This is a genomic window from Myxococcus llanfairpwllgwyngyllgogerychwyrndrobwllllantysiliogogogochensis, from assembly GCF_006636215.1.
In the GTDB taxonomy this organism is placed as follows: Bacteria; Myxococcota; Myxococcia; order Myxococcales; family Myxococcaceae; genus Myxococcus; species Myxococcus llanfairpwllgwyngyllgogerychwyrndrobwllllantysiliogogogochensis.
Genome location: NZ_VIFM01000445.1, coordinates 1 through 5,019, shown reverse-complemented (window position 1 = coordinate 5,019; position 5,019 = coordinate 1). Strand labels below are relative to the sequence as shown.

Genomic DNA, 5,019 nt, shown 5'->3' with positions numbered 1-5,019 from the left:
CCCGGAGCCCCCGAGCGGTGGCGCTGGCGACGGTCCCCGAGCACACGGGCGGGCACCCCACCGACGACGGCCCAGGCAGGCACGTCGCGAGTGACGACGGCGCCCATGGCCACCACGGCGTGGTCCCCCACCGTGACGCCGTCCGTCACGCCCGCGTTGGCACCTATCCACACATCCGCGCCCAGGGTGATGCCCTGGGAGGTGACGGGCTGGTCTCGCACGGGGCGGTCCGGGGCGAGGCCGTGGTCGAAGGCATAGAGGGCGGCGCCGGTGGCGATGCGGGTGCCCTCGCCGATGCGGATGCCGCCGGCGCCGCCGTCCAGGCTCACGCGGGCGTTGAGGCTCACCCGGGGCCCGAGGACGACGGGGCCGTGGACGAAGGCATCCGCGGCGATGCTGCACCCGGGGCCGATGACGACCGCGCGGCCGGGCTCGGCGAAGATGCGCGCCTCCGGGGCGATGAAGCAGCCCTCGGCGATTTCGACGGTCTCCAGCTCACGCAGGCGCTCCTGCACCTCGCGTTGCCACGCGTCCGCCCACTCGCGGTGGCGCGGCTTGAGGGAGAAATAGAGCCACGGCATCCACGAGAGCCGGAGCTTGTGCTGCTCACGGCGGAGCGCGTCCAGGTCCACGCCCCCTGCCTACCATGAGCCCCGGGGGTTCGGGGTGGGCGAGCAGGCGGGGGCTCAACCGTGCCGGGACTCCACGGTGAAGTGGCAGCGCTCGCGCTCGGCGGCGATGACGTCGGTGTCGACGGGGACGGGCTCCAGGCGCAGGACGACGTCATCCGGCTCCCAGCGGTAGGGCTCGCCGTTGAGCGACACGCGGCCCTCGGCCACGGCGCGCGTGGCTTCGAGCAGGGGCAGGTGGGCGAGGTCTCGCATCATCGCCTCGAAGCGGCCCTGACGCGCGGGGTCCACGAAGCGGAAGCGGGCCCGGGCGACCACGGCGAGGTGGTACCACATGGGCCGTGAGGCCACGCCCGCGAGGCCGAGTCGTTTGGCCATCAGCACGAACATCTCCGTGGCTTCGCGCGCGAGGCCGAGGCCGGGGACGTCCTGACCGGGGAGCTGGGGGCGACGCTCGCTGAAGCGCGCGCGGGGATGGCGCAGGCTCAGCCAGTTGACGAAGAAGAAGGGCTCGCCCGCGATGGTGCGCCGCTCCACGACGGCGTCGACGAGCAGGTGCTCCTGTCCGCCCGCGCGGCCCAGGACCTTGATGCGGTCTCCGACGCCGGTGGAGCCCACCTCGACACGCGGGCGGCTGTAGCCCAGCCGCTCCACCTGCCACAGCAGGCCATAGCGGAAGAGGGCGTACTCCAGCGACTGCGCGGTGTAGTAGCCGAGCACGCGGGGCTGCAACGTGCCGCCCAGGCCGAGCGAGCCCTCCAAGTCCTCCAGCGTGAGCGGCTCATCGAGCGGCTCGCCTTCCTGCGAGAGCAGTCGGGAGATGCGCTGATAGCGGGCGCTCAGCGGGTCATAGCGCGCCTTGATGCGGCGGCCGCCCATTCCGGACAGCACGAGCACGGTGCCAGCGAAGACCTTCCAGGACTCGGCATGGTAGCCGCCGCCGGGGAGCCACACGCTGGGCACACCGCGCAGCGTGCGCGCCAGGAGCTGGTCTCGTCGTCGCGCGCCTTGCACGGTGAGGCCCACGCGTCCGAAGCGATCACCCGCGAGCACGTCGCAGCCGGCGATGACGAAGGCGAGGTCGGGCTTGGGCATGCGCGACAGCGTGGCCTCGAGCAGCGCGAGGTAGCCGTCGTCGGTGATGCCCTCGGGCACGCGCGTCTCGTCGACGCCTTCGGGCAGCGAGCCCCAGTCGCTGCCGGACAGCGAGCCAATCCAGACCTTCGGATGTCCGGCCAGACATTCCGCCGTGCCGTCGGGAGGGTGGGCGTCGAGGTCGAGGACGACAGTCTGCCCTTCGTAGCCATCCGCGTTGAGGGAGGCGAGCGCGATGGCGATGTCGTTGACGGCGCAGAAGCCGCCGCCGCGACTGGGGGCGGCGTGGTGGAAGCCGCCGGACATGTTCACCACGGGGCCACGGCGGCCGAAGGCGAGGCGCGCGGCGCCGAGGGTGCCGCCACAGACGAGACGCACGTTGGACAGGAGGGTGTCCACGGGCACTTCGGACGGGTCCACGGCGTAGATGCGAGCCAGGGTCTCCGGGAGGCTGAGTGACTCCAGGTAGGTCGCGTCGTGGACGCGGGACATCTCCGCGTAGCTCACGGGCCTGGGCCGGTAGACGTCCGAGGGGCGGACGACGTGCTTCTCCAGCAGGTACCAGGTGGTGAAGTCCACGCCGCGCGGTTCGACGCCGACGGTGGACTCGATGCCGGTGAGGGGGAGTCGGTAGTCCTCTTCGTAGAAGATGGGGACGTGCTCGCTGCGCAGCGAGGGGAACCACCGACCCAGCCAGCTCCAGACGCTCATGCCGCGAACCTCGCGGAAGAGGGGAACGGTCGCGGTGGGGAGGGACGGGAGATACAGCGCACGGGGCCGTGACTTTCGCCCAGAGGGCGCCTCGTGGGGGCTTTTTCGTGAGGCCCGAGGTGGCGCGCGTTCATGCCCGACGCTGGGACCGACGCCCTCTCGGTCTCCTGGAGACCGAGCAGCCCCGCTGGACGAGCCGTTGGCCTACTTCTGCACGGAGAGGATGAGCCACCGGCCGACATCCACGGCGTAGACGATGGGCGTGTCCGAGAGGCTGGGTCCTTGAAGGTCGCGACACGCATCCGCGCGAACCGCGAAGCTGACGAAGACGATCTTCTCAGGACCAGGAACAGCGGTCACGTCGTAGGACTCACGGCGCAAGGCGCAGAGCTCGGTGGGGGTCGCATCGCGCGGAGGCTTGGTTCCCAGGGGAAGAAAGTCCTCCATGGCGAAGGCGATGGCCGCCGCGATGGGACCAGGGAGTACGTGTTGCCCTTCCGTGGGCAGGACGACGGGGAACGAGTAGTGCGCAGCTTCCTCAGGCGTGACCTTCGCGGGTCGCGGGCTTGAGCGAAACAGCGCGCACCCCGACAACAGAATCAGCCCGAGCGATACCAGCGACATGCGACCCATGCGTCCACCACTACAACATCTGCGCCCTTCGAGGACTCAATTACCTGTCATTCCACCTCGCGCCGCGTCTCTTCACGCAAGGCCGTGCTGCGGCGGCGCAGTCCGCGCGCCACGAGCGCCGTCAGCAGCGCCCACGCGAGCCCCGCCACCCAGCCGCCCAGCACGTCCGTGGGGTAGTGCACCCCCAAGTACACCCGTGTCAGCCCCACCAGCAGCGGGAGCAGCAGCGCCACCATGAGGATGTATGCCTTCACGCGCCTGCTCTCCGCGAGCTGCGCCAGCAGCGCTCCCAGCGTGAGGTACACGATGGCCGACAACATCGCGTGTCCGCTCGGGAAGCTCGTGGTCATCACCTGCTTCAGGTGCGGCACCACCGAGGGTCGAGGCCGGGAGAAAAACTGCTTCAGCGCCCCGTTCAGCAGCGTCCCACCCACCGTCGCCACGAGCACCAGCAGCAACGTCCGATAGCGCCGCACCAACACCAGGAAGCCGCACACGGCCAGCGTCACCAGGAACAACACCGGCGCGCCCCCCAGTGACGTCACGTCCTCCGCCGTGAGCCGTAACCACCACGGCCCCCTCGGCACCAGCGGGTCCTCCGGACTTCGCAGCGCACGCAACACCCGCTCGTCGAAGTCCTGCGTCTCCCCCTCCGACACCTCGTCCGACAACGCGATGAACCCGAGGCAGCACACACCCAGCAACAGCAGCATCCCGAAGAGCCGCGTCACCGCCACGTTCTGCTGGGACATCCTCGCCCACAGGCCACGCCACATATCCGTGGCACTATGCCTGGGCTCGCGCACGGAGGCCCGCGTGACTTACGGACTGTCGTCTCGTGGGCTCCGGCCCCATCACCGGAACCCACGGACACCCATCAGGGCTCCAACGGAAACGGCATACCGGAGTTCGCCTCATCCGCGGGCTTCACCACCGCGAGCGACACCCGCTCCGCTCCGGAGCCCTTCGCCAGTTGCATCACCTTCTTCACGTCCCCGTACGTGAGCGACTGGTCCGCCTTGAGCAACAGGCGCCGCCCAGGTTCCTGCCGCAACACGGCCTTGAGCTTCGCCTGGAAGACACGCTCGTCCGGATAGGCGTCGGACTCCACGAACAGCTTCCGGTCCGGCGTCACCGAGAGGACCAACGGGTCGGGCCCGTCCTCTTTCTCGATGTGCTCCGCCTGCGGAAGCACCACGTCCTTGCCTCGCGTCATCATGGGCGTCACCACCATGAAGATGATGAGGAGGACGAGCACCACGTCGACCAGGGGCGTGACGTTGATGTCACTCTTCACTCCACCCCGGCCACCACCGATGGACATGCCCATGCGCGACTGCTCCTTGCAGGAAGGGACAGCCTCATGGGTACACGGGCACGAAGACCCGTTGGCGGGCGGACGTCCCGCGTCGGGTCATCGTTCCGTCACGACGTGGGAGAACTGCTACCTGCCCAGCCGGAGCCGGTCCTGCCCCGCGCTGCCCAGGGCCGCGCCGAACACGCAGAAGAAGTGCAGCACGAGGCCCGGAAAGATGAAGAACCAGTACCCCGCGCCGACGAAGCAGAACCACAGGATGGCCCGGAACAACTGGCCCTTGTAGAGCTGGCCCAGGCCCGGGATGAAGAACGACAACACCCCGGCAATCAGGGAGTTGAAGCGGCGCTCACGGATGATGTCGGTGGTCATGACGGCCTCCAGTCCTCCGCTCTTAAAAGCGGGCTCCCCGAAACGAAAATCCCGCCCGTCCCTCAGGGCACCGGGCGAGCAGACGGGGCCGGCGTCAACACCATCCCATCCAGGACACCATACGCATACGCCGCCGCGAAGGCATAGGCCCCCACCAGGTACGTCACGTTGAGCGTCCGCGCCGTCCCCGCGTCACTCGCGCTGTAGCGTCCGTCCGCCCCCCGCATCGAGAGCGAGGTCCCCAACGAGACTCCCGCCACCACG

At 69.4% G+C, this 5,019-nt stretch carries 6 protein-coding genes and 1 pseudogene; all 7 read right to left on the bottom strand.

All coding sequences use genetic code 11. The annotated features are described in order from the left end of the window. Positions 1-632 (bottom strand): acyltransferase (locus FJV41_RS47935; RefSeq protein WP_141649323.1); only part of this gene is annotated, 632 nt, incomplete at its 3' end. A gap of 54 nt (positions 633-686) precedes the next feature. Continuing rightward, positions 687-2,435, bottom strand: a complete 1,749-nt coding sequence (locus FJV41_RS47930; protein ID WP_141649322.1) for a histone deacetylase family protein — start codon at positions 2,433-2,435, stop codon at positions 687-689. Positions 2,436-2,639: 204 nt separating this feature from the next. Continuing rightward, positions 2,640-3,068, bottom strand: coding sequence for a hypothetical protein (locus tag FJV41_RS47925; RefSeq protein ID WP_141649321.1), 429 nt, complete (start codon positions 3,066-3,068; stop codon positions 2,640-2,642). 47 nt (positions 3,069-3,115) lie between these two features. Further along, positions 3,116-3,820, bottom strand: coding sequence for a phosphatase PAP2 family protein (locus FJV41_RS47920; protein WP_141649320.1), 705 nt, complete (start codon positions 3,818-3,820; stop codon positions 3,116-3,118). A gap of 125 nt (positions 3,821-3,945) precedes the next feature. Beyond that, a complete protein-coding gene (locus FJV41_RS47915) occupies positions 3,946-4,398 on the bottom strand; it encodes an ExbD/TolR family protein (RefSeq protein WP_141649319.1) in 453 nt (150 codons plus the stop codon). Positions 4,399-4,512: 114 nt separating this feature from the next. Continuing rightward, positions 4,513-4,755, bottom strand: a complete 243-nt coding sequence (locus FJV41_RS47910; RefSeq protein ID WP_141649318.1) for a hypothetical protein — start codon at positions 4,753-4,755, stop codon at positions 4,513-4,515. A 62-nt stretch (positions 4,756-4,817) separates the two neighbouring features. Continuing rightward, positions 4,818-5,019: pseudogene (locus FJV41_RS47905) on the bottom strand (hypothetical protein); the annotation flags it as partial.